The sequence below is a fragment of the Ruegeria arenilitoris genome (genome assembly GCF_013030265.1).
Lineage (GTDB): Bacteria > Pseudomonadota > Alphaproteobacteria > Rhodobacterales > Rhodobacteraceae > Ruegeria > Ruegeria arenilitoris_E.
Map to the genome: position 1 here is coordinate 373,027 of NZ_WPZQ01000002.1, position 23,261 is coordinate 396,287.

Below are 23,261 nucleotides of genomic sequence, written 5' to 3' on the forward strand. Positions count from 1 at the left end.
TTATGCGCTTGGCGACCTACAATATCGAATGGTTCGCCAACCTGTTTGATAAGAATGACACTCTGATCGCCGATGACAGCTGGTCAGGCCGGTACAATGTCACCAAGGTTCAGCAGATTGAAGCCATTGCCAAGGTGCTGAGCGCGGTTGATGCCGATGCAATCCTGATTGTTGAAGCACCAAACACCGGTAAAAGCCAGAACACAGTGCGCGCGCTTCAGGGGTTTGCCGAAACCTTCGACCTCAGAACCTCACAGGCGATTATGGGATTTCCCAACGACACGCATCAGGAACTTGCGCTGCTATATGATCCTGAACAGTTGAGCGTTCGCCACGACCCAAAGGAAACCACTAACAATCGAGCCCCACGGTTCGATCACGAGTTCAGAATAGATCTGGATGTCGACGCCACAGAGGATGTTGTCCGCTTTTCCAAACCGCCGATGGAATTGGAGGTCAAAAGTAAGTCAGGCTTCGAATTCCGTCTGATCGGGGCTCACCTAAAATCCAAGGCACCTCATGGAGCGGATAACCGCGATGAGGCTATTCGGATCTCGATCGCCAACCGACGTAAGCAGCTTGCACAGGCCGTATGGCTTTCACGACGGGTGAAAGCGCATGTTGCCGAGGGGGAGCCGGTGGTCCTGCTGGGTGATTTGAACGACGGGCCCGGTCTGGATGAGTTTGAGCATCTCTTCGGGCGCTCGTCGGTTGAGATACTATTAGACGCCGGGCTCTATGATCCGCATGCCGTCAGTGCGAACAGCTTGCGGCCGGGATCCATTCCGTCAACGGCACGTTTTCCCAAACCTAAAGAAGGCCGGTTTCTGGAGGCCCTGCTTGACTATGTGATGATCAGCGAAGATCTGCGCGACCGCCAACCAAAATGGCGCATCTGGCATCCATTCAACGATACAGGGTGTTGGGCATTGCCCGAGTTGCGAGAAGCGCTGCTGACGGCGTCAGATCACTTCCCGGTCACTCTGGATATCGATTTGTGACCTTTCAAGCGCATTGAGCCTGTCCTATATTTGCTCCATGCATCGCATTGCTTTGATAGCCGCCATTTTCACCGTCGCTGCTGCTCCTGTCTCTGCGCAGGAGGATGACGGGAAATCCCTGATGGAGCAGGGGGCCGAACTGTTCTTTGAAGGCCTCCGGCAGGAAATGGAACCCGCGCTTGAGGATTTGCGCGGATTGGCCGAGCAATTCGGTCCCGCCATGCAGTCGTTCATTCAGGAAATGGGACCAGCGCTGGCTGAAATCACAGCACAGGTAAAGGACTGGAGCGCCTACGAAGCACCCGAGATACTACCTAATGGCGATATCATTATCCGTAAAAAGCCGGATCAGCCGCAACCTGAAGAAATTCTGCCGGAAGATCAGGAAGAACAAAAAGAAGAACCACAGGGCGCTACGGATATCTGATTGATCAGCGCCTAGCGCTGCATGATCACCCGCGTTTCCGATTTCAGTGCATTCGCCAGCGAGTTCAAGCGCGACTCTGCAACTTCATTGAACAAAGGTTCGGTTGCGGCGGGCAGAAACAACTCGAGCTCGCGTTTCTTGGGGTAGAATTTCAACTTACCCATCGGCGCGTCACTCTGCATCCACAACATCGCACCGAACCGCATCGCCTTACCCAGAATCTCGGCCTGTTTCTGGTCCTTCTCATCCAGCAGTTCATAAAGCGGAGTGAAGCGGTTGCCTTCACGCTTATTGCGATACCGATGTTGGAGAGCCAGCCCGATGAACACACGTTCCGAGTGCTTCAATCCACCCAGATTGGCACGGGTGACGTTGTCAAAGCAGACCTCGGCCCGGTAATCAGGATGCGCGCGCCAGCTGACGTCATGCAGCAGGCAGGCTGCTTTGATCAACCGAACCCGAGCGGGGGGCGCTGAGCGGAACAGGGGCATCACAAAATCGTACAAATGCCGGCCAAAACCCGGCAGGCGCGCGTCTTTGGCTTCGGAAAAGCGGCTGGCCTCGATCAGCGGATCCCGGTCACGCAGAGCTTGCGGCATCTGTTCGTAAAGCAATCCCTCGCGGATGCCGTAGCTTGAAATCGCGATATCCTTGGGTTTGAACGTGCGGATGAGCCGGGCCAGAACGTCCATGGCATACGGGATCAGCGACATGCGCGAATTGGATACGCCGGCCTGACTGCGCAGTTTGTCTGGGTCATTCTTTTCAATAAACTTGATCGTCTCACGCACCTGCTTGGTGGTCATGCGATATTCGTGCAGCACGTTCAGGGGATATCCACGACGCAACATGTCCAACCGGGCAAAGGCACGCCAGCTGCCACCGACCAGAAACAAACGATCCCGTTGTGGCCCCAAACGATCGCGCAACTCTTCCATGGTTTGCTTGATATGGGCCTTCCTGGCCCTGCGTCCGCCCTTGATGTCGCGTAGCTTTAGCGGGCCAAGTGGTGACGTGACGCGCAAGCCAACTTCACCCTCGCCGATCTCGGCCAGCTCCATCGAAGAACCGCCAATATCGCAAATCAGACCATAGGCTCCGGGCCACCCCAGCAATACGCCTTGTGCAGACAGTCGCGCCTCTTCCGCTCCATTGATTACAGATATGGTTAGACCAGTCTCGGCTTTGACTTCTGCGCAGAAATCCGGGCCATCTTCGGCTTCTCGCACCGCAGCGGTCGCAACGACGTGCAGACCTGGCAGACCGAGATCATCGGCAAGATATTGAAACCGTCGCAGCGCCTTCAATGCACGGTCGCGGCCACGCGGGTTCAGGCGGCCGGTTTCCGAAAGACCTGCGCCCAGCTCGCACATGACCTTTTCGTTATAAAAATAAGCCGGTGATCGCGCGGCCCCGTCAAAAATTACCATTCGGACCGAGTTTGATCCGACGTCTACCACACCCACACGAGACAATGCCCTTGCTTCGGGATCGTCAAACAGCGGCTTTCCGAATGGCCCCCAGTCCGGGATATTGGAATCGACGGTCTGTTCCATGTTCTGTCCAATACTTCCAAAGGCAGGATGCGAAATCACCAGTGATGGGTCAATTGCCGGTTTCGGAATCGTCTATGCTTTTGTTCAGTACGCGAACTGCTAAAGCACGCGTAATCTCTCGCTTTTCTGACAAGGCGACCTGATCCAGCTGCTCAACGACTTCTGCAGCCGTTTCAAAGCGCCGGTCCATGTGTTTGACCAGATAGGCGATCACTTCAGGGCCGGGGTTCAATTGCCGATCCACGAATAGTTTGGCAAGCACAGCGCCCAGCAACGCATCGTCAGGCGGGTCGAGTGCCACGTGATGTGCACCTTCAACGCGGCTCTGTAGATCGGCCAATGGCAGTTGCCAGAATTTGGGGGCTAACCTCCCGGTCATTAGCAAAGTTTGCCCCTCGGCGAGTGCAAGGTTGTGCAGATGGAACAACGTTTTTTGTTGCTCCAGATCTCCAGCGATCATCGGAACGTCTTCGACAGCGACGGGTGATCTGGACAGTTCGGGGACATCGTCATAGCGCAGGGCCGCAGCTTGAATGATACGCCCGCCTGTTTCCGCTGCCCATACATGGGCCAGATGGGTTTTGCCCGCCCCCGCAGGTCCGCTGAGCACCAGTTTGTTCCCGGGCCAGGAATTGGCGGACATCATTGCGACGGCCAGAGCATTCGCCGGGGATACAAAAAAATCTTCTCGCCCCAGCGCGGTCTTGGCTGGAAGATCAAAGCTCAGTTGTCTGGCCATTCAGTCGTTTTCCTGATTCAGCCCTTCAAGCCCGGTATAGAGGCGGCTGGACAGATATTGTGATGTGGCAAAGCGCGCGAAAACACCCAGCGCGGCAGCGACGGGAACCGCGACCAGCATTCCCACAAAGCCGAACAGAGCACCGAAAACGGACAATGCCAGCAACAGCCAGACGGGGTGTAAGCCGACGGAACTGCCAACCAGTTTCGGGGTCAGGAAATTGCCTTCGGTGACTTGACCCAGAATGAAGATACCCGCCACCAGGCCGATTGAGGCCCAGTCACCCCAGAACTGGAATAAGGCCAGGCCAATCGCCAGGGTGCCGCCGATCAACGCGCCCAGGTAAGGGATGAAGGTCACCAGTCCGGCGATGAACCCGACCACCAGACCGAATTGCAGACCAACAGCCATAAGTGCGACGGCATAATAGGTGCCGAGGATCAGACAGACCGTGCCCATGCCGCGCACGAACGAGGCAAGGACCTTGTCGACATCATGCGCAAGTTTGCGAATGGTCGGAGCGTGGTCGCGGGGCAGAAGTTCGTCGATACGTGCGGTCATCCGGTCCCAGTCCAATAGCAGATAGACTGAAACAACGGGAACGATCACAACAAGAACCACCACGTTGATGGCTGACCCAAGGGATGTCACTACCGTTTGCAGCACATCTCCGGATTTGGATTTCAACGTGTCGCCCAACGAGACGAGAAACTGATGCGTGCTGGATTCAGCGTCCAGAATTGCTGGGAATTGTCGTTCAATAAAGGCGCGCAGCTCTTTGAACAGGCTGGGTAAAACGTCGATCAGATCGATCAGCTGTGTAACCAGTGCCGGCACAACCAGCAAGATCATCAAGACGAACAGAAATACGCCAAAAACGGTAATGATAGCTGTCGCACCGACCCTTGAAAGTCCCAGTTTTTCAAGGCGGTCTGCAACCGGGTCGAGGAAATAGGCAACTGCGCCCCCGATCACGAAAGGAAGAAGTACATCCCCTAGCAGCCACAGAATCAGGACGAAAATTGCGGTTGCAAGGCCCCAATATCTGAGCTGATCTTTTACCGGCAAAGCCATCGCGCAGTCCCTTGTTGCAGCTCTTGCCAGTGTTCTTGGCCCATGCTGCCGCGTGATGCAAGCGCTTCATGGGCCAAAGGATTTGTTGGTCAGTCGTGCAGTGTTCCCAGTTCGGGCGTGTCGTCGGTCGCCGTTTCGTCAGGCCAGTTGGTACGCCAGACTTCTGCCGACCAGTGACCGCAATGAACGGCGGGCCGGTCAAATCCGGGCAGGGGCGACAGCAAGGGTTCAACAACCACATCATGCCGAGGGACAGCAAAGTAAGGGAATGAGTAACGTTCCTTGCCAGAACGATTGACCACACGATGCGGTGTCGATTTCAGCCGCCCACCGGACCATAGCTCCAGCATGTCACCGATATTCACAACGAACCCGCCGGGTGGACAATCCGGAGTAATCCAGCCTCCGTCCCGGGTCTGAACCTCAAGGCCACCAACGGGATCTGGGGCAATGATGGTCAGCGCGTCTGTATCCTTGTGGGGGTGGATGCCGTACCCACCCTCATCCGGCGCCTGTGGCGGATAGTGCAATAGGGTCATATTGGTCATCGGCTCACGGAAGGCATCGCGCAAAACATCCGATTCAAGATCAAGTCCAACTTCGAGTGCGCCAAGCAGCATATCTGCGACACGATCCAGCTGTGCCCAATAGCCGAGAATGATGTTCCGTGCGCCGGACACTTCTTTCGGCCACAGGTTCGGACCGTATAAGGCGCAGTCTTTACGGACCTGTGCATCTTCGGAAACTTCGTAATGAAGTTTGTAGCCTTCATATTTGTCGGCCTTGCCTGAGCCATCATTGGGCGTGAAGAAACCCATGGGGATATAGCCGCGGTAGTTTTCGCGGGTGATTGCCTGATCCCATTTGCTGCTTTCTTCGATGTCAAAGATTGCACGGGCGCTCGACCGGACCTGATCAACGGTGTCCTGAGAGATGCCTGTACCGGTGATCGAAAGGAAGCCGATCCCGGTGCAGGCCTCGACGATTTGCTGCGCGGTGGCGTCGTACGACGGGTGCGCGCGATCGGTTAGCGGAGAAATGTCGATCGTTGGAATATGATCCATTAGCTTATCCTTACACCCTGTCGTTCAAGTTCGGAGTGTACCGGCGCCAGGTTCATACTATGCAGGTCCTGATTGCTTTTCAGGGCAAGTGCAGCTGCAATTCCCGCGCCCTGTCCCATGACCGCACAACATGCCATATTGCGGGTGGCGGCGTGGGCTACGCGGTCTGCGCCGTGTGAACGTCCGGCCACCAGCAGACCTTTGATCCCTTTTGGCAACATCGAACGATAAGGCACCTGCATATATCGTCCTGTTGTGGGCAGGATCAGGATACCGTAGCCGTCGATGAATTCCGGGTAGATACCGATCGTGTCTTCGAAACGGCCCTGATGTCGCGCATCGTTTTCCGTCATGTTGTAGACAGCATCGATCTTGCGGGTGTCGCGGATGCCGATGGTCATTCCAAAATTCCGCAGGCGCGCATTTTCGCAACCAGGCATGAACCGACGCAGAGCTTCGATGGCCAGCATTGATTGCCGCCGCCCTTCGATTTCACCCTTTGTCAGGCTATCAGGATCGGTGCCGTCGATCTCGGCCAGATGGATGAGGTTCATATAGGTCAGCTCACCCGTGTCATGCATGGCGCCCCATGTCCCCGCGATCGTGTTCAGATGCGGCGGGATCAGACCCTGATCGATTGCCTGCTGGAACGGCTTGTGCACGAAGGGCGAGAACATGTCGTCCTCCTTGCCCGAAGTTTCGATGTTCCATTCGCCACCGCCGCCCCAGTCCTTGTAGGTCTGCGGATCGGCCTTTACGCCCTCCATAAAGGCGCGTTTGTCCACACCGGCTAGGTGGAACATGACCGAGGCTGCCATCATGTCTTCTCGTGGTGTTTTATGGGTCGGTGCGCCAGCACGTTGCGCTACATCTGCATCCCCGGTGGCGTCGATCACCACCCGAGCCAGAATCGCCTCGCGTCCGGCCTTGGATTCAGTGATGACGCCGGTGATCCGATCCCCATCCATGATCGGAGCGACGAACTGGCGATGCAGCATCGGATGCACGCCAGCTTCTTCAACCAGCTTGTCGGCCACCAACTTAAAGCCTTCGCTGTCCAGCTCGTAACTTAGTGACTGGCTTTCCGGTACCGCCGCGCCCATCTCTTTGGCGCGGGTCTCGAATTCCATCCCGATGCCGCCTGCTTCGACAGTCTGCTCATGCCGATACCATGCAAAGCCTTCGACCCCGACGGCAGTGATATTTCCACCCATGCAGCCGAACCGATCCATCAGCGAGACTTCGGCCCCGGCTCGTGCAGCCGCCAGCGCAGCCGCCAATCCAGCGGGGCCTGAGCCTACCACCAGCACATCTGTCTTATGGACGACCGGAACCTCGCGTGCTGGTTCTGTAATTGTTTGCATTTACGCCTCGCAAATTCATGTTTGCGCCACCATCGGGGTGCCTGACTGGCGGGTCAATCAAAAATCCGACTGACCTGAGGTCGCAAAAACACCATTGCATGATTGCCCCCGGCAGGGCTTTGGCATAAGCAGCTTTGAAGTCGAATTCTCACCTTTGAAGGTCAAACAATGCGCCTCAGCCGTTATTTTCTGCCCGTTCTCAAGGAAAACCCCTCCGAGGCCCAGATCGTCAGCCACAGGCTGATGTTGAGGGCCGGGATGATCAAGCAAGCCGCTGCAGGCATCTATTCCTGGTTGCCACTGGGCTTCAAAGTACTGCGTAAGCTGGAAAACATCATCCACGAAGAGCAGGCGCGGGCAGGTCACATCGCAATTCAGATGCCGATCATTCAGTCCGCGGACCTTTGGCGCGAGTCCGGTCGTTACGACGACTACGGTCAGGAAATGCTGCGCATGAAGGATCGCCACGATCGTGACATGCTGTTTACGCCTACGGCCGAAGAACTGGTGACTGACATCTTCCGCGGTCACGTCAACAGCTACAAAGATCTGCCGCTGACGCTGTACCAGATCCAATGGAAATTCCGCGACGAGATCCGTCCGCGTTTTGGCGTCATGCGCGGTCGCGAATTCTATATGAAGGACGGATACAATTTCGACCTGACCAAAGAGGACGCGCTGCACGCCTATAACCGTCACCTCGTCAGCTACTTGCGCACCTATGAGCGTATGGGTCTGCAGGCAATCCCGATGCGCGCTGACTCCGGCCCCATCGGTGGCGATGATACACACGAATTCCTGGTGCTGGCTGATACCGGCGAGTCCGAGGTTTTCTATGACAGCGCTGTCACCGACCTGACCTTTGGCGACCGCGAGATCGATTATGACAATCGTGAACAGTGTCAGGCGATCCTTGAAGAGTTCACCTCAAAGTATGCCCGCACGGATGAAACCCATGACGAGGCACTGTTCAACGAGGTCCCCGAAGATCGTCGCCGCGTCGCGCGCGGGATCGAGGTTGGCCAGATCTTCTATTTCGGCACCAAATACTCCGAACCTCTGGGCGCAACGGTACAAGGCCCTGATGGTAAGCCGGTTCCGGTCCACATGGGCAGCCACGGTATCGGTGTCAGTCGCCTGATCGGTGCGATCATTGAGGCGAGCCATGACGACAAGGGCATCATCTGGCCCGAAGGCGTCACGCCGTTCCACTGCGGTATCGTAAACCTCAAGCAGGGTGACGAAGAAGCGGATGCGGCTTGTGAAAAGATCTATAAGGCGCTGACGGCACTGGGGCTCGAGCCGCTTTATGATGATCGTAATGAGCGGGCAGGTGGCAAGTTCGCTACTATGGACCTGATCGGTCTGCCGTGGCGCATCACCGTGGGCCCGCGTGGTCTGAAGAACGGTGTGGTAGAGCTGACCAGTCGTCGAACCGGTGAAAGCGAAGAGCTGAGCCCGGAAGAGGCCGTTACAAAAATCGCAGAGATTTACGAAAACATCGCCTGATCTGGCGTTCTCTGTTGATCAATCAAAAGTCTGGATGTTTTTTCGCCGCGTCATCATATGAATGGCGCGGCGAAACGTGAAAGCCAAGCTGCTATGCTAGGCGCAGGCTGGCGTTGCAGCCGACGCTAGGCCGAACCCGCAACTGGCCGGGTCAACAGCAGATCGCCATCGGCCTGACCTCCTCTGGCGACGACAATGGGGCGTCCCATTCGTTCAACCAGATCGTCGAGCTCAAATCCAAGAAACCTGATGCCACAGACCCGCTCACCCGTGGTGCGGTCCGTTATGCAAAGCCGACCATTCTGAAAAGCCAGACGATAGCCCTTCTCCTTCAGGATGTCGGCCAGACCCTCCCAACTTGCGGCGTTGCTGAATAACGGTCGCATCGCTGCACGCAGCAAAGCCGCCGTTTCACAATCCAAATCCTGAGATGCATTTGTGGTCCTGATCGGACCAACCCCTTCCAATTCCCTTACAATACCCATGAGCGACCCCCGCTCTTTAAAAATGTGTTCCCCCATAGCTAGGGTGACAAAGTTTCGTAAAATAAGCAAAGCACGAAATAAAATTGCTTAATAAATGTTGTAAATTGAGTTCAGTTTTTCACCAAAAGCTCACATTGACTTCATACCTGAAACAATGCCGCCTTGTCTGTGATTGACTTCACAACTTCTGGTGTAGCTCCAATCATCGGCACTCCCTTGAACCGAAACCCGATCCGAGACCTACACTCATTGATTCGGATGGTGAGGGCAGATTTGCGCAAGGGCTTGCCGTTTTGACAGCTTGTTCGGTTTGCATCAGAAGGAGAGTTCGCAGAACCGGGTTGACCATTGGGTGAAATGCCGAAAATGTCCCCGCAAAACATTGCCGGAGCAGGAATGGCCAAGACACCCCCGCCCTTTGCCCCTTTCGAATGGAAGATTGCATGGCGCTATCTGCGCGCTCGGCGCGCCGAAGGCGGCGTCAGCGTAATGACATGGATTTCGCTGATCGGAATTACGCTGGCCGTTTTCGCATTGATCGCCACTTTGGCTGTGCGTTCAGGTTTCCGGTCCGAATTTGTGGGCACCATCCTGGGGGCCAACGCTCATGTCACGGTCTATTCAGCGGGCGAGGTCGATGCACAGGGTCGTATAGATCGAAAGATTGCTGACTTTGATGCCATGGCGGACCGTATTGCACAGGTTCCCGGTGTGCAGCGCGCTGCTCCGTTGGTGAAAGGGCAGGTTCTGCTTACCAATCGCGACCGCAGCACGGGCGTTGAAGTCTACGGTATCCGCCCCGGCGATCTGTACAGTCTGCCCGGTATCGCAGAAAGCAAACAGGCCTATGGCGATCTGTCCCGGTTTGACGAAGGGATCGCAATCGGCTCGGGCGTGGCCCGAGCCATCGGAGCAACGGTAGGTGATACGGTCAAAGTGACTTCACCAAATGGAGTTAAGACCGCATTCGGCACCTCACCACGGGTCAATGCCTACGAAGTCGTCTATGTGTTCTCTGCCGGGCGTTATGACATCGACCGCACCCGCGTTTACATGCCCTTCACCGAAGCACAGAGCTTCTTCAACCGTGAGGGCGTCGCGGATGAAATCGAAATCATGGTCGACAATCCCGAAAACCTCGATCCTCTGCTGTTTCCCATTCTCGAGGCTGCCGGAGAGCGGACCCAGGTCTGGACGTGGAAAGATTCCTCGGGTGGATTTCTTCGGGCGCTTGAGGTCGAAGACAATGTGATGTTCATCATCCTGTCGATCCTAGTTCTGATCGCAGCAATGAACATCGTGTCCGGCCTGATCATGCTGGTCAAAAACAAAGGGCGTGACATCGGTATCCTGCGCACAATTGGCCTGAGCGAAGGTTCGGTGCTGCGGGTCTTTTTCATCTGCGGCGCGTTCACCGGCATTATCGGTACGGCGATGGGTGTGATTTTGGGATGCCTGTTCGCGCTCTATATCGATCCGATCTTTTCCTTTGTGAACTTTGTCATGGGTGGTGGTGTCTGGGATCCCGCTATTCGAGGGATCTATGCGCTGCCGGCAGAGCTGCATCTGTCAGATGTGCTCAAAGCCGTCGGACTGTCGCTGGGTCTATCCTTCTTTGTCACTTACTTTCCAGCCCGCCGTGCGGCACGGCTGAACCCGGTTGAGGCGCTGCGCTATGAATGATGTGACATTGCGGTTGGATGGCCTGACCAAGACCTATCTGAAAGGCACGCCGGGAGAGGTACAGGTGCTGCGCGGTGTCGATCTGGAACTGCGGGCGGGTGAGGCCGTTGCCTTGGTCGCCCCATCGGGTGCAGGTAAATCGACCTTGCTGCACATCGCGGGATTGCTGGATGCGCCGGACGATGGCACGGTTGAAATTGCGGGTCAGAACGTGGCGGGCAGGGGCGACCGGACACGCACTGCACTGCGTCGACAGGACGTGGGCTTTGTCTATCAATTCCACCATCTGCTGCCAGAGTTCACGGCGCTCGAAAACATCACGCTGCCGCAACTGGCTAATGGCGTGTCTGAGAAAGCCGCGCGCGACAGGGCCATGTCCCTGCTGGATCGCGTGGGCGTCGCACCCCGCGCAGATCACCGGCCCGCGGCCTTGTCCGGGGGCGAACAGCAGCGCGTAGCGTTCTGCCGCGCACTGGCGAATGATCCACGTGTGTTGCTTGCTGATGAACCCACCGGAAATCTGGACCCGGACACTTCGGATCAGGTCTTTGCAGCGCTCATGTCTTTGGTGCGTGAGGCTGGATTGTCGGCATTGATCGCCACGCACAACCTTGATCTGGCTGCGCGCATGGATCGGATGGTGCGGCTTGACGGGGGCGTTCTCAAGCCAGTTGAGTGATGGCCACGCCAATTGCCATGACCGCGATGCCGCCTGCGCGCATCAGGGTCAGCGGCGTGACCTGAGCCCCGAACAGGCCGAAATGATCGATCGCGGCGGTACTGATCAGTTGCCCAAGCAGAACAAAAAACACCGCGTTTCCGACCCCGAAATGCGGGGCCACATGGGTGATCGTCAGAACGTAAAAAGCGATGAGCACGCCGCCAAGAAACAGGTGCTTTGGGGCCTGCGCGACTTTCGAGATCGCCTCGACCCCCGGAAAAAGCAGCATCACCAGAGCTGACGCACCAAATGCGACTGCAAAGAGGATCACCGCAGCTGTTGTTGGGGATCCGATCAGTTTTCCCAGGGCTGCGTTCAACGCCGCAAGGATCGGCACGCCAATCCCGGCGGCCAGCATGATGGCTGCATATTGTGTCATTGCTCGGAACCTCTGTGCCAATCTCGTTGATCTGGATCATTGCGGCTGAACCCTTGTCGGGCAACCCTGCAAATGCGTGATTGAATGGAGGAATGCGATGATCCGATCGATACTTACCGCTCTCACCACTGCGTTGATCCTGCCGTCCTACGCGGCCTTAGCGCAGGATGCGGATGCCGGAGCTGAACTATACCAGCATTACTGCGCCACCTGCCACGGTATCGATGCGACCGGGCATGGTCCGATGGCGGGTGTTCTGATTATTCAACCAACCAATCTGACGGAGCTGGTTGACCAAAGCGGTGCTTTCCCGACCATCCGCGTTGTCGAACGTATTGATGGCCGGGATCCGTTGGTTAGCCATGGCAGCCCAATGCCTGTCTATGGACCCTTCTTTGAAGGCAATGACACAGCGATCAAAGCGCCGACAGGTCAACCTGTGCTGACCAGCAAGCCCATCGCTGATCTGGTGGCCTATCTGAAAACTCTCCAGGCAGGCTAAAACCTATCTGCAAATGCCTTCGATCTTGGCGCCGCTCCATGGGATCACCACATCGCGCTCGCGTTTGGCTCCGGGCAATGTTGAGAGATCAAAGTGTTTGTCGAGCATTTCATGCAGGCGTTTCGTTCTGGGGGCGTCGGGATCTAATGCGCGGCAGCAGACATACTCCTCGACGATGGCGCCCTGTTGTTCGTACCCGTAGGCCAGAAAATCAGGCGAGGTGTCGAGGTCAAACAGATAGGGGTCTTTACGCCCGCCATGTTCGGCCGCCGCGCGCAACGGATGATACCCGGTGGTCTTGCGGTTCTGCCATTGCCAGACATGGGTCAGTTCGTGCGCCAGTAACATGGCCGCGACCAGATTCATGCGTTCGGGATACTTGGACATGTAGTCGTCCAGATACCAGTCCTTGGTAAAATAGACATGGTTGAACAACGCAACGGCCGCCGGTTTGCCGCTGACAATGCCCTCTTTGACAGGTGGCAGTATACGCTCGCGGCAGGCCAGACGCGGTCGCGCCTTGCGCTCATAGGTAATCTCGGTGACAGGGGCACCTTCGACAAGGCGGACCCGGTTCAGATTCAGGGTGTCGCCGTGAATATTCTGTGCAAAATCCCGTTCCTGCTGCGTCAGTGGACGGCCACAGGACGCGAACATAACGATGGTAAAAAACAGCAAGAAACGACGCATAATTAAAAGCCTAATGTGCCTTGCCGTCGCTGCAAGTGCTTTTCACAGGCTCATCGCCAGAACCCGGCTGATTTCCGTCAGCGACCGGTTTGACTGATCCATCCAGATGTTGAAGGCTTGCTGCACCGCTGCCATGGCTTTCTTTGAAGTCGGCACCTTGTCGATGACACCTTCTGCAATTAGGCGCGCGGTCACGTCCTGCGACAGGATAAAGCTGTCCCGCCCAGCAAATCGCATGGCGTATTGGGCCGAGGCACCCCCTAATCGGGAACCACGTTTGGCCAGCATCGCCAACAACCCGACATAGTCGGTTGATGGCCAGCCTCCCAACACTTGTCCGGCACCGCCTTCTTCGCGCAATTCCAGCAGGAAAACCGCATTGTCCCGAACTGTGGCGATCTTGGTGCCGTTTCGCACGATGCGGGTGTCCTGCAGCAAGGAATCGAATTTCTCATCATCCATGAACGCACATCGCCCGACATCGAATCCATCGAAAGCGGTCTCAAACCCATCCCACTTGGCTTCGATGACTTTCCAGTTGAAACCGGCCTGAAACACACATTTCGTAATGATCGAAAGCCAGCGATCCTCGGGCATGCCTGCAAGCTCTGCCGGGTTTTTGGGTTTGCCCAGCTTTTCCTCCAATGCATCTGGCCCGCCATGCCGCTTTGCTGCGATGTCAAAGATTTCGTCGAAGTTGCGCATGGGTCAGGTCCTCCGCCATAGATGCTGCCAATTTGAGCCGCAGTTACAAGAGGCTAAATTATGGTCACTGCTAACTGCACTGACTTGCTGCGGCACCCTTCATCCTGATTTTTCGAGAAAAAATAAAAGAAAAGCTCGACAAACGAGGGGATTCGGGTTTGTGATTGACTCGTCAATCAATGTCTTGAGCCGAAAATCACCCGATATTCGCGCGCTTGGACAATTGAGTTGCAGTGCTGGTGGGGCATAACGGTACGAAAGGGCGATGATAATTCCGCCCTGTAGCAAACTGTTCACTTTCCTTTTCCGGCCAAATTTGTGCATGTTGCGGCATGGTATTGTCGACAGACAAGTCAGCCGGCGGGCAAACACTCGCCGGGGTGGGCAAAAACAAAGAAGACAGGGAGTAATTCCATGAAAAAACTGAGTGTAAGCCTTTTGGCCCTTGCAGTTGCGGGTACGGCGCAAGCGGCGGATATGGGTGCAGTGGACGAGCCGATCAAACTGGCCATCAACGAATGGACAGGTCAGCACGTCACCACACATGTAGCAGGCGAAATGCTGAAGGCTGCTGGCTACAATGTTGAGTTTGTCACCGCAGGAATGATGAACCAGTTCCAGGCACTGGCGGATGGTGACATCGACGCGACGCTGGAAATCTGGTCCTCCAACGTTTCCGATGAATACGCCAAGAAGATCGATGAAGGCACCGTTGTTGAAATCGGTGATCTGGGTCTGGATGCGAAAGAGGGCATTGCCTATCCGGCGCATGTGGCTGAACTGTGCCCCGGACTGCCGGCATGGGAGGCACTGAACGAGTGTGCGCAGCTGTTTGCAACAGCTGAAACCCTGCCGTCGGGACGTCTGGTCGATTATCCGGCTGACTGGGGTACTCCGGGCGCGGACCGCATGGTTGGTCTTGAGCTTCCGTTCAAGGCGGTTCCTGCAGGTTCCGAAGGTGCACTGATCGCTGAACTGCGCGCATCGACCGAGCGTAAGTCGCCTTTGCTGATCACCTTCTGGCAGCCGCACTGGGCGATGTCGGCCTATGATGTTCAGTTTGTCGATCTGCCTGCAGGTGAAGAAGCATGCTTCAACGATCCGGCATGGGGTCCGAACCCGAACGCTGTGAACGATTGTGACTTCTCGCCTTCGCGCATCTTCAAGGCCAGCTGGAGCGGCATGGAAGACAAGTGGCCGGCAGCTTATGAGATCTTGTCCAACTATCAACTGGCGGTCGAAGACCAACAGCCGATGATGGGCGCGATCGATGTTGACGGCGGTCAGGTCGAAGAAGTTGTCGCCGCATGGATGGCCGAGAACGAAGACAAATGGCGTCCCGTTGTCGACGCGGCGACCAAGTGAGCCACATAAGTGACTGACACGACTACGCCAGCCATTGCCTGCCAGAATCTCTGGCAGGTCTTTGGCCCGGGCGCCGACAAAGCCCTGACCGACGCGCTGTCTCGGTCAGGGAACGACGCAGACAAAGCCGCAGCCGAGCTGCGCGAACAGGGGTTCATCCCGGCCGTTCAGGATGCCAATTTCGAAGTTCGCGATGGCGAGCTATTTGTGATTATGGGCCTCAGTGGCTCGGGCAAGTCCACGTTGATCCGCTGCATTTCGCAATTGCTGCCCGGTACGGGCGGTGAAATTCGGATCGAAGGCGAAAACGTCGTCGGAGCATCCAAGAAAAAGCTGACGGAACTTCGCCGCAAAAAACTGGGCATGGTGTTTCAGCATTTTGGTCTGTTTCCACATATGACCGTTGCCGAGAACGTGGCCTATCCGCTCAAGGTTCAGGGGGTCGGCCGAAAAGAGCGCCGTGCCCGTGCGCAGGAAGTGATCTCGCTTGTAGGGCTTGAGGGGCGCGAAGACAGTTTCCCGCGTCAGCTTTCCGGCGGTCAGCGCCAGCGTGTGGGAATCGCGCGCTCACTGGCCGTAAATCCCGATATCTGGTTTCTGGACGAGCCGTTTTCAGCGCTTGACCCACTGATCCGCCGCCAGTTGCAGGATGAATTTCTGCGCATTCAGGCGACACTGAAGAAATCCATCGTCTTTATCACCCATGATATCGCCGAAGCGCTGAAGCTTGCGGATCGCATTGCCATCATGCGCGATGGAAAGATTGTACAGATTGGTACGCCATCTGACATCGTTCTTCGACCCGTGGACGATTATGTGCGTGAATTCTCGAAAGATGTGGCCAAGGGTCAGCACGCCAAAGTTGCTTCGGTCATGCGCGAAGGCGATGCAGAGCGTGGCCCTGATGATCCCGGTCTCACCACCGCGATGACACTGGATGCAGCCCTTGCACATTGCATGCAACTGTATGAACCGGTCCCGGTACGTGATGAAAAGGGTGAGATCGTTGGCACGGTGCATCCATCGGATCTGGCTGCAGCCCTACAGGTAGAAGAGACATGAGCGCGGTTACCGATGTGCCCACGTCTGGTTCGGCCCGTCTGACGGCAGGCGCGCAGGCTGCACTGATCACGCTGATTGTTGGTGCAATCTGTCTTGCGCTTGAATCCGTGATGCCGTGGTTGATCAAATGGCCCACGGCTTGGGAATTACCTGCAACAGAATGGGTGGGATCATTCCTTGCCTGGTTCCTGAACGGCATCAAACCGGCTGCCCGGTTGTTTTCTGACATCATGACCTATCCAATGGATGCGGCGAATTATGTGCTTGGCAACACGCCGTGGCCGATACTGATCGGATTGGTCACAGCGCTGGGTTGGTATCTGGGCGGCCTACCAATGGCTGCACTGGGTTTTCTGGGCCTGAGCTTTGTTCTGGCTTCGGGCTATTGGGCAGAAAGCATGAATACCCTCGCGCTGGTTGCGGTGTCCGTGCCCGTGGCGCTGATCGTGGGCGGTGCAATCGGTATCCTTGCGAACGAGGTGCCGAAGGTAAAGTCGATCGTTCAGGCTGTGCTCGACATCATGCAGACGGTGCCAACTTTTGCCTATCTGACGCCGCTATTGCTGCTGTTTGGTTTTGGTCCTGTGGTCGGTCTAATTGCTTCGGCGATCTACGCTGCACCACCGATGGCGCGGAACGTGATGCTGGGCCTCGAGCGGGTCGAGCACGAGGTGAAAGAGGCCGCCATCATGTCTGGTGGTTCGCGCCTGCAGCAGTTGTTTCAGGTCGAAATCCCGTCCGCCGCGACGCAGATCATGGTCGGTGTGAACCAATGCCTTATGGCTGCATTGTCGATGGTTATCATTGCGGCGGTCATTGGCGGGTTTAATGATATCGGCTGGGAAGTTCTGCTGACCATGCGCAAGGCGCAGTTTGGCGAGTCACTGCTGGCAGGCCTCGTCATCGTGGTGTTTGCCGTTGTGATCGACCGGATGAGCGGTACGCTGGCGACCGAGCGCAAGCGCTATGACCGGCGCGTTGTCTGGGCAATGCTGGCGTTCACCGTGCTGTTTACGGTCGCCTTCTGGGCATGGCTGCCAAATCCGTCCGACCTGACGCTGCTGGATCCGTTGGCCGAAGCCGTGGACAGCGGCTTGACGGCCTTTACCCAGAACAACGGTCCCTGGCTCGATAGCCTCAAGAACAACTCAATGTTCTATGTGTTGCTGCCTTTGCGCATCGGCCTTGATCAGGCTGTCTTGCCTTTCACATGGGGTTTCATGTGGACCCCTACTATGAGCTATGGCCTGTTCGCAGCCGGTGCAGTGATTGCGCTGCTTATGGCATGGCGCGGACATCTGACTGGCGGGCTGGTTGTACTCATTCTGATTGGCATCCTCGAAACCGGCATCTCAAATCTGCCCTGGCCCTTCGTGCTGACTGGCGCGGCGGCGCTGGGCTGGGTTGCCGGTGGCTGGCGTCTCGCCGCGCTGTCAGTGGGGCTGCTCTGCACAATCTTGGTTTCTGGTCTGTGGGAAAGGGCATTGCTGTCACTTTATCTTAGCGGTGCAGCGGTATTTTCTTGTGCTGTTGTAGGCGGCCTGATCGGTTTGGCTAGCGCAGTCTGGAGCCCCGTCTGGAAGATTGTTCGCCCGATCTGTGACATGTTGCAGACCATTCCGCTGTTCGTCTTCCTGATCCCGGTCCTCATGGTATTCCAGATCGGTGAGTTCTCGGCGTTTCTGGCTATCTGCGCCTATGCGATCGTCCCCATGATCCGCTACACGCGGCATGGGTTGGTCAACACACCGGACGAGATGATGGAGGCAGCGATCTCCAGCGGTGCAACCGAATGGCAAATCCTGCGTGATGTGCGCGCGCCTTATGCTGCGCCAACAATTCTGTTGGGTCTGAACCAGACCATCCTCTACGCCTTCGCCATGCTGGTAATCGCGGCGCTGATTGGCACCACCGGTCTGGGCCAGTCGATCTATCTGGCGCTGGGGCAGGCGGATGTCGGGCTAGGCATTTCAGCTGGTGCAGCGATGGCGATCCTTGCTTTGATCGCCGACCGTATGGTGCAGGGCTTTGCCGAGGAACGGCGCAAAGCTCTGGGACTGTAGAAAAAGGGCAGGGGCGGCGCGGCCGCCCCTTTTGCCCGAGTTTGACTTTGGACAAAGACGACGTGTTCAGCAGGCTGTAATTCGGGCGAAAAGAGTTCGGAGATCACTATGGCCGGTTGGGGCTCATTCCTTGCAGCACTTCTTGTATTTCTGCTCAGCCACGTTATCCCTACGCGTCCTGCTGTGCGTGAGCGGCTGATAGATACGCTGGGCAGAACCGGGTATTTTGCGGCCTATTCCACGTTCTCTCTGGCCGTGCTGGCATGGTTGATCATAGCCGCGGCGCAGGCGCCTTATGTCGAGGTCATCCCGCCACTTGCGGTCTTTCGCTGGGTTCCTTTGCTGGTTATGCCTATTGTGTGCTGGTTGGCTGTTGCGGGTCTGGCAATCCAGAACCTGTTTTCGTTCGGTGGGCTTGGGCGCATGCCGTTTGATCCGGACAACCCCGGTATTCTGCGCACGACGCGCCACCCGATCCTTGTCGCGCTCATGCTTTGGGCGTTCGCGCATATGCTGGCTAATGGCAGCCTGTCCCACGTCATCCTGTTCGGGCTATTTGCCGGATTTGCATGGATGGGTATGGCCCTGATTGATCGACGGAAACAGCGTCAGTTGGGGCAAGACTGGGAACGCCTGTCGCGTAACACCGCACGTCTGTCGCTCCGTATACCAAAGCCCTTGCCGCGCGCATTGGTCTGGCTGACGGCAATTGTGGCCTATGCGGTCCTTCTCCACCTGCACGCACCTGTGATCGGCCTCTCTCCGTTGCCGTGATGCGGGGGAGTGGTCGCAAGCGGTCATGCGTGCTATCTGAAACGTCACATCTGGTACTATGAGGGTCTCTCAATGAATCTGGCCTATGTCACAACCACCGATCGGGGTGCAACCGACCGCCTGCTGAGTGCGGTGGCCGAGCGCCTGTTGGCCCGTGGGGCGAAGCTATCCGGTGTGGTGCAAACGAATACGGAATGCGCCGACAACAGCAAGTGCGACATGGATCTTCGGGTTCTGCCGGATGGAGAGACCATTCGTATTTCCCAGTCGCTGGGTACGATGTCGCGTGGTTGCAGACTGGACCCTGCAGCACTTGAGCAAGCGGTAGGCTATGTCACCGCGTCACTGGCTGAAGCGCCCCAACTGCTGATCATCAACAAATTCGGCAAGCACGAAGCTGACGGGCGCGGTTTCCGTCCTGTGATCGGCGAAGCGCTGGCGCTGGATATTCCTGTACTGGTTGGCGTGAACGGGCTGAACCATGACAAGTTCCAGCTGTTTACCGATGACGCGGCTCAGGCTTTGGATCCAGACCTGGACAGCATCGAGGCATGGTTCGACCGTGTCACCGGTCTGCGCCCGGCTGCTGAATAACCCAAGTCACGCTGCGTAATGCGCTGAAAACCAGACTTGTTTCGTGGTCTCGCCGCTGCAATCCTCCTTGGAATTGGGGAGGAGAACGAGCATGTGGAGCAATTGGGCCGGAAACGAAACCGCACAGATAACGCCGGCAAGGCCGGTATCGGTCGCGGCATTGCAGCAGGCGGTTGCTGCTCCTCAATCCATGCGCGCGGTGGGGGCAGGGCATTCCTTTACCCCGGTCGTATCCGGCGCTGACCGGATCATTGATCTTTCGGATCTTGATGTCCCGACTGTTTTGCAGGTCGATGGCGACAAGGCATGGGTCAACGCCAATGCGCGTCTGCGTGATCTTTCACCGGCTCTGTCCAATCATGGGGTCGCCTTTCGCAATCTTGGCGATATCAACACGCAATCGCTTGCGGGTGCGGTTTCAACCGCAACTCATGGAACGGGACGTGAGTTGCCGTGCCTGGCGGCGGAAATCACTGCCGCGCGCTTTGTTGCAGCCAATGGCGACATGCTGTCCACAGATGATATTCCACTGGAAATGGCACAGGTCACGCTTGGCCTGCTTGGTGTGCTGACCGAGGCGCAAATCAACGTCGTGCCGAAATACAATCTCCATCGCCGGGTACGCCTGTCTGCCTTACAGGACAGCCTGGATACCATGCACGACAATTGGGTCGGGAACCGGAATTTCGAGTTCTTCTACATTCCCTTCACAGGCAAGGCCGTTGAAATTCGCCACGAATTGACTGACGCGCCCGAAACCAAGGCCCCGCGTGATCTCGACATGATTGCCGTCAAGGTTCTGAAACTGGCACGTAATGCGGGTCATCTCAGTGCCGGGTTGCGGAGGGGGCTGTTGCACCTGCTGACACTGGCGCAGTCGGATGAGAATTATGTAGGCGAAAGCTGGCAGGTGCTTTGCAGTGACCGGCGTATCCGTTTCAAGGAAATGGAGTACCATCTGCCACCTGAAACGGCAGGAGACGTCCTGAAAGAGATCATCCTGCGCCTCGAGCGTGACCACAGGGATATCTATTTCCCGATTGAGGTTCGGCAGACAGCGGGTGACAACGCGGCGCTTTCACCATTTCAGGGCGGCCCTCGTATTTCGATCGCAATTCACAGCGATGCGGATGAGGATCATGAGCGTTATTTCAATGCCATCGAACCCCTGTTCGTCGAAGCGGGTGGCCGTCCGCACTGGGGTAAGATGCACGGCCTGGCCTATAAGGAGCTTTCGGGGCTTTATCCCGATTTCGATCGGTTCTGCGCCTTGCAAGAGGAACTGGACCCGACCGGGAAATTCCTTTCGCCTGCGATGGCACGGCTGTTCCGGCCATGAGCGACAATTACCTTCGGCAGCTCTCGGACACGCTGAAACGCCATGGTGTGGACAAGCCGGTCGCGGTGGTGGATCTGGACCGGCTTGATGCGAATTGTGCGGCAGCTACAAAGGGGGCCGATCAGGGGCTCGATTATCGCTTGGTGGCGAAGTCTCTGCCCTGCCTGCCCCTGTTGGATCACATCCGGTCAAAGATACCCACATCGGGCCTCATGACGTTCTCGGAGCCGATGCTGCTGGCGCTACTCGCGGCTGAGCCTGAGATCGACCATCTGTTGGGAAAGCCGTTGCCTGTAACTTCGGCAGCGCGCGTTCTGCAGGTGCAACCAGATGCCGCCCGTCGTGTGCAGTGGCTTATTGATACGCCCGTGCGCCTGGCAGAGTATCTGGATTTGGCCGAGAGGATCGAAAGCACGCTTCGTCTGTCGCTCGAGCTGGACATTGGCCTGCATCGGGGGGGGATGACGCCCGATCAGGTCGCGCAGGCTGGTAAGATGATCGACACGCACCCACACGTGGTTCTGTCCGGCGTGATGGGATATGAGGCGCATCTGGCAAAGCTTCCTTCGATGTTGCGCGGGGCGGCCGCCCGGTCTTGTACGGAAGCGTACCGTCGTTCGGTTGAGGCCTTGGGGGCGGGCAGGGGCGATCTTTGCCTGAACACGGGCGGCAGCCTGACGTTTCAGAGTTATATGGCCAGTGGATCAGCGACCGAGGTCGCTTTTGGCTCTGTGCTGGTCAAGCCATCAGACTTCGATCATGCCACAACTCAAGCGTTTTCCCCGGCGCTGTTGCTGGCGACGCCAATTCTGAAAGTAATGCCGGGCAACCGGTTGCCCGGATTGGATTTTCTTGGCCCTCGTCGGCGCACCGATATTGCGGTGTTCGGCGGGCACTATTTGGCCGAACCCGCCTATCCCGAAAAGTTCAAGTATTCTGGCATCTTTGGCCGATCGAGCAATCAGGAGGTCTGGACCGGACCAAAAGCAACGCAGGCGCAACCGGGTGACATTGCACTGCTGCGCCCAAGCCAGAGCGAAGCGGTTCTTAATCAGTTCGGCCTGCTACTTGGCATTCACGGCAATGAGGTCGTCCATGAATGGGGATGTTTGCCAAACTGAGGTGGGGTCGAGCGAAAAGAGCGTGCCGTTTAGACTGATAGCCCGACCAGCGCCACGCCAGCAGCCATAAGGACAGCCGCGCCAAGGCGGCGAATCCAGTTACCCTCGCGCAGGAAGATGAAGCCGATCAGTGCAGCAAATATGACTGAGGTCTCGCGCAGGGCAGATACGGCACCCAACGGGGCAAAGTTCTTGGCATACAGAACCAATCCGTATGCAATCATCGACACGAGCCCTCCGAGGATACCTATACCCCAGACCTTTAGCGGCAGCTCGCGCAAGACGGCCCGTTTCCGAACAGCGACAAAACCGGCAATGAACAGATGCAGGAATGCACCCCAGGCCCAGTAGCTGAGTGTATTGTTGGAAAGGCGCACCCCGATGCCATCCACCACCGAATACATCGAGATACAAAATCCGGTGCACAAGGCAAAGAACAATGCAGCTCTATCAACGCCGGAACGCAAGGCTTTCCAACTGCTTAGCTGAATGCCGAATGCAATCAGCATAATTCCCATCCAGGCTTGCAAAGGCAGGCTTTCACCAACCAGCAAAAACGCCCAGAGGGCAACCAGTGCCGGAACAATTCCCCGGGCGATCGGATAGACGACGCTTAGATCGCCATGCTGATAGGCTTTGCCCAGCATGAAGTAGTAGCCAAAGTGCACAACGGTCGAGATCAGGATGTAGGGAAAGCTCTCCATACTTGGCAGAGGCAGCACGGCAATCATGATACTTGCCGGAATTACATGGCCAAAAGCCACCAAACCCAACGTGGTTGTGCGGTCGGCGGCTGTTTTTACAATCGCATTCCAAACCGCATGCAAAAGTGCTGCCGACAAGATGATGCAGATCACAAACAGGCTCACCAGCAGACCTCGCGAATTGGGGCGTCTGTTAGTCGGCCCAGATGGTTAGTTCTCTGTGCACGGATTCGCTGTGTGAAAAGCCGCGCCAGAATCTCTTCGGTTAATCCGAAGCCTAACGACCGGCAATAAGCGTATTCTAGGATGAATCCTCAAACATTTTTGCCAATAGCGACAT

23 protein-coding genes are annotated in these 23,261 nt (G+C 56.7%); 13 read left to right on the forward strand and 10 right to left on the reverse strand.

Annotation, left to right across the window (positions count from 1 at the left end):
* Positions 1–2: 2 nt before the first annotated feature.
* Positions 3–1,001, forward strand: a complete 999-nt coding sequence (locus GOX61_RS04710) for an endonuclease/exonuclease/phosphatase family protein (protein ID WP_170331662.1) — start codon at positions 3–5, stop codon at positions 999–1,001.
* Positions 1,002–1,038: 37 nt separating this feature from the next.
* Positions 1,039–1,428 (forward strand): hypothetical protein, encoded by a 390-nt coding sequence (locus GOX61_RS04715; RefSeq protein ID WP_170331664.1) that lies wholly within the window; start codon positions 1,039–1,041, stop codon positions 1,426–1,428.
* 11 nt (positions 1,429–1,439) lie between these two features.
* On the opposite strand, the gene GOX61_RS04720 is transcribed toward GOX61_RS04715, so the two are convergent.
* From GOX61_RS04720 to GOX61_RS04740, 5 genes are all read right to left on the reverse strand, one after another.
* Positions 1,440–2,984: a Ppx/GppA family phosphatase gene (locus tag GOX61_RS04720; RefSeq protein ID WP_170331667.1), complete on the reverse strand. Its 1,545-nt coding sequence runs from the start codon at positions 2,982–2,984 to the stop codon at positions 1,440–1,442.
* A gap of 49 nt (positions 2,985–3,033) precedes the next feature.
* A complete protein-coding gene (locus GOX61_RS04725; RefSeq protein ID WP_155147260.1) occupies positions 3,034–3,723 on the reverse strand; it encodes an HdaA/DnaA family protein in 690 nt (229 codons plus the stop codon).
* A complete protein-coding gene (locus GOX61_RS04730; protein WP_155147262.1) occupies positions 3,724–4,797 on the reverse strand; it encodes an AI-2E family transporter in 1,074 nt (357 codons plus the stop codon).
* Positions 4,798–4,886: 89 nt separating this feature from the next.
* On the reverse strand, positions 4,887–5,861 hold the full coding sequence (locus GOX61_RS04735; protein WP_170331669.1) for an isopenicillin N synthase family dioxygenase: 975 nt from the start codon (positions 5,859–5,861) through the stop codon (positions 4,887–4,889).
* Positions 5,861–7,225 carry an FAD-dependent oxidoreductase gene (locus tag GOX61_RS04740; RefSeq protein WP_170331671.1) on the reverse strand — a complete coding sequence of 455 codons (1,365 nt, stop codon included), beginning with the start codon at positions 7,223–7,225 and terminating at the stop codon, positions 5,861–5,863. The genes GOX61_RS04735 and GOX61_RS04740 overlap by 1 nt, the downstream gene beginning before the upstream one ends.
* 168 nt (positions 7,226–7,393) lie before the next feature.
* Here GOX61_RS04740 and proS point away from each other — a divergent pair, with 168 nt between their 5' ends.
* Entirely contained in the window at positions 7,394–8,734 is a 1,341-nt protein-coding gene (proS, locus tag GOX61_RS04745; protein ID WP_170331673.1) for a proline--tRNA ligase, read from the forward strand.
* A gap of 125 nt (positions 8,735–8,859) precedes the next feature.
* Here proS and GOX61_RS04750 read toward each other — a convergent pair whose 3' ends face one another.
* Entirely contained in the window at positions 8,860–9,219 is a 360-nt protein-coding gene (locus GOX61_RS04750; RefSeq protein WP_155147269.1) for a hypothetical protein, read from the reverse strand.
* A gap of 396 nt (positions 9,220–9,615) precedes the next feature.
* Here GOX61_RS04750 and GOX61_RS04755 point away from each other — a divergent pair, with 396 nt between their 5' ends.
* Together GOX61_RS04755 and GOX61_RS04760 are read left to right on the forward strand one after the other, a co-directional pair.
* Positions 9,616–10,902: a lipoprotein-releasing ABC transporter permease subunit gene (locus tag GOX61_RS04755; RefSeq protein WP_170331675.1), complete on the forward strand. Its 1,287-nt coding sequence runs from the start codon at positions 9,616–9,618 to the stop codon at positions 10,900–10,902.
* Positions 10,895–11,581 (forward strand): ABC transporter ATP-binding protein, encoded by a 687-nt coding sequence (locus GOX61_RS04760; protein WP_170331677.1) that lies wholly within the window; start codon positions 10,895–10,897, stop codon positions 11,579–11,581. Before GOX61_RS04755 ends, GOX61_RS04760 begins: the two co-directional genes overlap by 8 nt.
* Here the strand turns inward: GOX61_RS04760 and GOX61_RS04765 are convergent.
* On the reverse strand, positions 11,565–12,002 hold the full coding sequence (locus tag GOX61_RS04765; protein ID WP_170331679.1) for a DMT family transporter: 438 nt from the start codon (positions 12,000–12,002) through the stop codon (positions 11,565–11,567). The two genes, GOX61_RS04760 and GOX61_RS04765, sit on opposite strands and share 17 nt — an antisense overlap.
* Before the next feature lie 97 nt (positions 12,003–12,099).
* Here GOX61_RS04765 and GOX61_RS04770 point away from each other — a divergent pair, with 97 nt between their 5' ends.
* Positions 12,100–12,504: a c-type cytochrome gene (locus GOX61_RS04770; RefSeq protein ID WP_170331681.1), complete on the forward strand. Its 405-nt coding sequence runs from the start codon at positions 12,100–12,102 to the stop codon at positions 12,502–12,504.
* A gap of 3 nt (positions 12,505–12,507) precedes the next feature.
* Here GOX61_RS04770 and GOX61_RS04775 read toward each other — a convergent pair whose 3' ends face one another.
* Positions 12,508–13,194, reverse strand: coding sequence for a hypothetical protein (locus GOX61_RS04775; RefSeq protein WP_155147279.1), 687 nt, complete (start codon positions 13,192–13,194; stop codon positions 12,508–12,510).
* Between the two features lie 42 nt (positions 13,195–13,236).
* Positions 13,237–13,899: a DNA-3-methyladenine glycosylase I gene (locus tag GOX61_RS04780; protein WP_170331683.1), complete on the reverse strand. Its 663-nt coding sequence runs from the start codon at positions 13,897–13,899 to the stop codon at positions 13,237–13,239.
* Positions 13,900–14,313: 414 nt separating this feature from the next.
* On the opposite strand from GOX61_RS04780, the gene GOX61_RS04785 reads away from it, so the two are divergent.
* The 7 genes from GOX61_RS04785 to GOX61_RS04815 all read left to right on the forward strand — a co-directional run bounded on the left by GOX61_RS04785 (position 14,314) and on the right by GOX61_RS04815 (position 22,217).
* Positions 14,314–15,264, forward strand: coding sequence for an ABC transporter substrate-binding protein (locus GOX61_RS04785; protein WP_155147283.1), 951 nt, complete (start codon positions 14,314–14,316; stop codon positions 15,262–15,264).
* Positions 15,265–15,273: 9 nt separating this feature from the next.
* The gene (locus tag GOX61_RS04790; RefSeq protein WP_170331685.1) at positions 15,274–16,326 is read left to right on the forward strand and encodes a betaine/proline/choline family ABC transporter ATP-binding protein; all 1,053 of its coding nucleotides are present in this window, start codon (positions 15,274–15,276) and stop codon (positions 16,324–16,326) included.
* Complete coding sequence (locus GOX61_RS04795) at positions 16,323–18,389, forward strand: ABC transporter permease (RefSeq protein ID WP_170331687.1); 2,067 nt, start codon at positions 16,323–16,325, stop codon at positions 18,387–18,389. The genes GOX61_RS04790 and GOX61_RS04795 overlap by 4 nt, the downstream gene beginning before the upstream one ends.
* A gap of 108 nt (positions 18,390–18,497) precedes the next feature.
* Entirely contained in the window at positions 18,498–19,163 is a 666-nt protein-coding gene (locus GOX61_RS04800) for an NnrU family protein (protein WP_170331689.1), read from the forward strand.
* Positions 19,164–19,235: 72 nt separating this feature from the next.
* Positions 19,236–19,757: a DUF2478 domain-containing protein gene (locus GOX61_RS04805; protein ID WP_155147289.1), complete on the forward strand. Its 522-nt coding sequence runs from the start codon at positions 19,236–19,238 to the stop codon at positions 19,755–19,757.
* Between the two features lie 91 nt (positions 19,758–19,848).
* Positions 19,849–21,096, forward strand: a complete 1,248-nt coding sequence (locus GOX61_RS04810; RefSeq protein ID WP_170331691.1) for a D-arabinono-1,4-lactone oxidase — start codon at positions 19,849–19,851, stop codon at positions 21,094–21,096.
* Positions 21,093–22,217 (forward strand): alanine racemase, encoded by a 1,125-nt coding sequence (locus GOX61_RS04815; protein ID WP_170331693.1) that lies wholly within the window; start codon positions 21,093–21,095, stop codon positions 22,215–22,217. Before GOX61_RS04810 ends, GOX61_RS04815 begins: the two co-directional genes overlap by 4 nt.
* Before the next feature lie 29 nt (positions 22,218–22,246).
* Here GOX61_RS04815 and GOX61_RS04820 read toward each other — a convergent pair whose 3' ends face one another.
* Positions 22,247–23,086 (reverse strand): EamA family transporter, encoded by an 840-nt coding sequence (locus GOX61_RS04820; RefSeq protein WP_170331695.1) that lies wholly within the window; start codon positions 23,084–23,086, stop codon positions 22,247–22,249.
* Positions 23,087–23,261: the final 175 nt, after the last annotated feature.

What these genes read in the sequence shown, in the direction of transcription:
- GOX61_RS04780 (WP_170331683.1), bottom strand. Translation starts at nt 13,899, where the DNA reads ATGCGCAACTTCGACGAAATCTTTGACATCGCAGCAAAGCGGCATGGC.
- GOX61_RS04765 (WP_170331679.1), bottom strand. Translation starts at nt 12,002, where the DNA reads ATGACACAATATGCAGCCATCATGCTGGCCGCCGGGATTGGCGTGCCG.
- GOX61_RS04740 (WP_170331671.1), bottom strand. Translation starts at nt 7,225, where the DNA reads ATGCAAACAATTACAGAACCAGCACGCGAGGTTCCGGTCGTCCATAAG.
- GOX61_RS04770 (WP_170331681.1), top strand. Translation starts at nt 12,100, where the DNA reads ATGATCCGATCGATACTTACCGCTCTCACCACTGCGTTGATCCTGCCG.
- GOX61_RS04725 (WP_155147260.1), bottom strand. Translation starts at nt 3,723, where the DNA reads ATGGCCAGACAACTGAGCTTTGATCTTCCAGCCAAGACCGCGCTGGGG.
- GOX61_RS04760 (WP_170331677.1), top strand. Translation starts at nt 10,895, where the DNA reads ATGAATGATGTGACATTGCGGTTGGATGGCCTGACCAAGACCTATCTG.
- GOX61_RS04785 (WP_155147283.1), top strand. Translation starts at nt 14,314, where the DNA reads ATGAAAAAACTGAGTGTAAGCCTTTTGGCCCTTGCAGTTGCGGGTACG.
- GOX61_RS04750 (WP_155147269.1), bottom strand. Translation starts at nt 9,219, where the DNA reads ATGGGTATTGTAAGGGAATTGGAAGGGGTTGGTCCGATCAGGACCACA.
- GOX61_RS04810 (WP_170331691.1), top strand. Translation starts at nt 19,849, where the DNA reads ATGTGGAGCAATTGGGCCGGAAACGAAACCGCACAGATAACGCCGGCA.
- GOX61_RS04715 (WP_170331664.1), top strand. Translation starts at nt 1,039, where the DNA reads ATGCATCGCATTGCTTTGATAGCCGCCATTTTCACCGTCGCTGCTGCT.
- GOX61_RS04800 (WP_170331689.1), top strand. Translation starts at nt 18,498, where the DNA reads ATGGCCGGTTGGGGCTCATTCCTTGCAGCACTTCTTGTATTTCTGCTC.
- GOX61_RS04815 (WP_170331693.1), top strand. Translation starts at nt 21,093, where the DNA reads ATGAGCGACAATTACCTTCGGCAGCTCTCGGACACGCTGAAACGCCAT.
- GOX61_RS04755 (WP_170331675.1), top strand. Translation starts at nt 9,616, where the DNA reads ATGGCCAAGACACCCCCGCCCTTTGCCCCTTTCGAATGGAAGATTGCA.
- GOX61_RS04795 (WP_170331687.1), top strand. Translation starts at nt 16,323, where the DNA reads ATGAGCGCGGTTACCGATGTGCCCACGTCTGGTTCGGCCCGTCTGACG.
- GOX61_RS04730 (WP_155147262.1), bottom strand. Translation starts at nt 4,797, where the DNA reads ATGGCTTTGCCGGTAAAAGATCAGCTCAGATATTGGGGCCTTGCAACC.
- proS (WP_170331673.1), top strand. Translation starts at nt 7,394, where the DNA reads ATGCGCCTCAGCCGTTATTTTCTGCCCGTTCTCAAGGAAAACCCCTCC.
- GOX61_RS04775 (WP_155147279.1), bottom strand. Translation starts at nt 13,194, where the DNA reads ATGCGTCGTTTCTTGCTGTTTTTTACCATCGTTATGTTCGCGTCCTGT.
- GOX61_RS04710 (WP_170331662.1), top strand. Translation starts at nt 3, where the DNA reads ATGCGCTTGGCGACCTACAATATCGAATGGTTCGCCAACCTGTTTGAT.
- GOX61_RS04805 (WP_155147289.1), top strand. Translation starts at nt 19,236, where the DNA reads ATGAATCTGGCCTATGTCACAACCACCGATCGGGGTGCAACCGACCGC.
- GOX61_RS04735 (WP_170331669.1), bottom strand. Translation starts at nt 5,861, where the DNA reads ATGGATCATATTCCAACGATCGACATTTCTCCGCTAACCGATCGCGCG.
- GOX61_RS04720 (WP_170331667.1), bottom strand. Translation starts at nt 2,984, where the DNA reads ATGGAACAGACCGTCGATTCCAATATCCCGGACTGGGGGCCATTCGGA.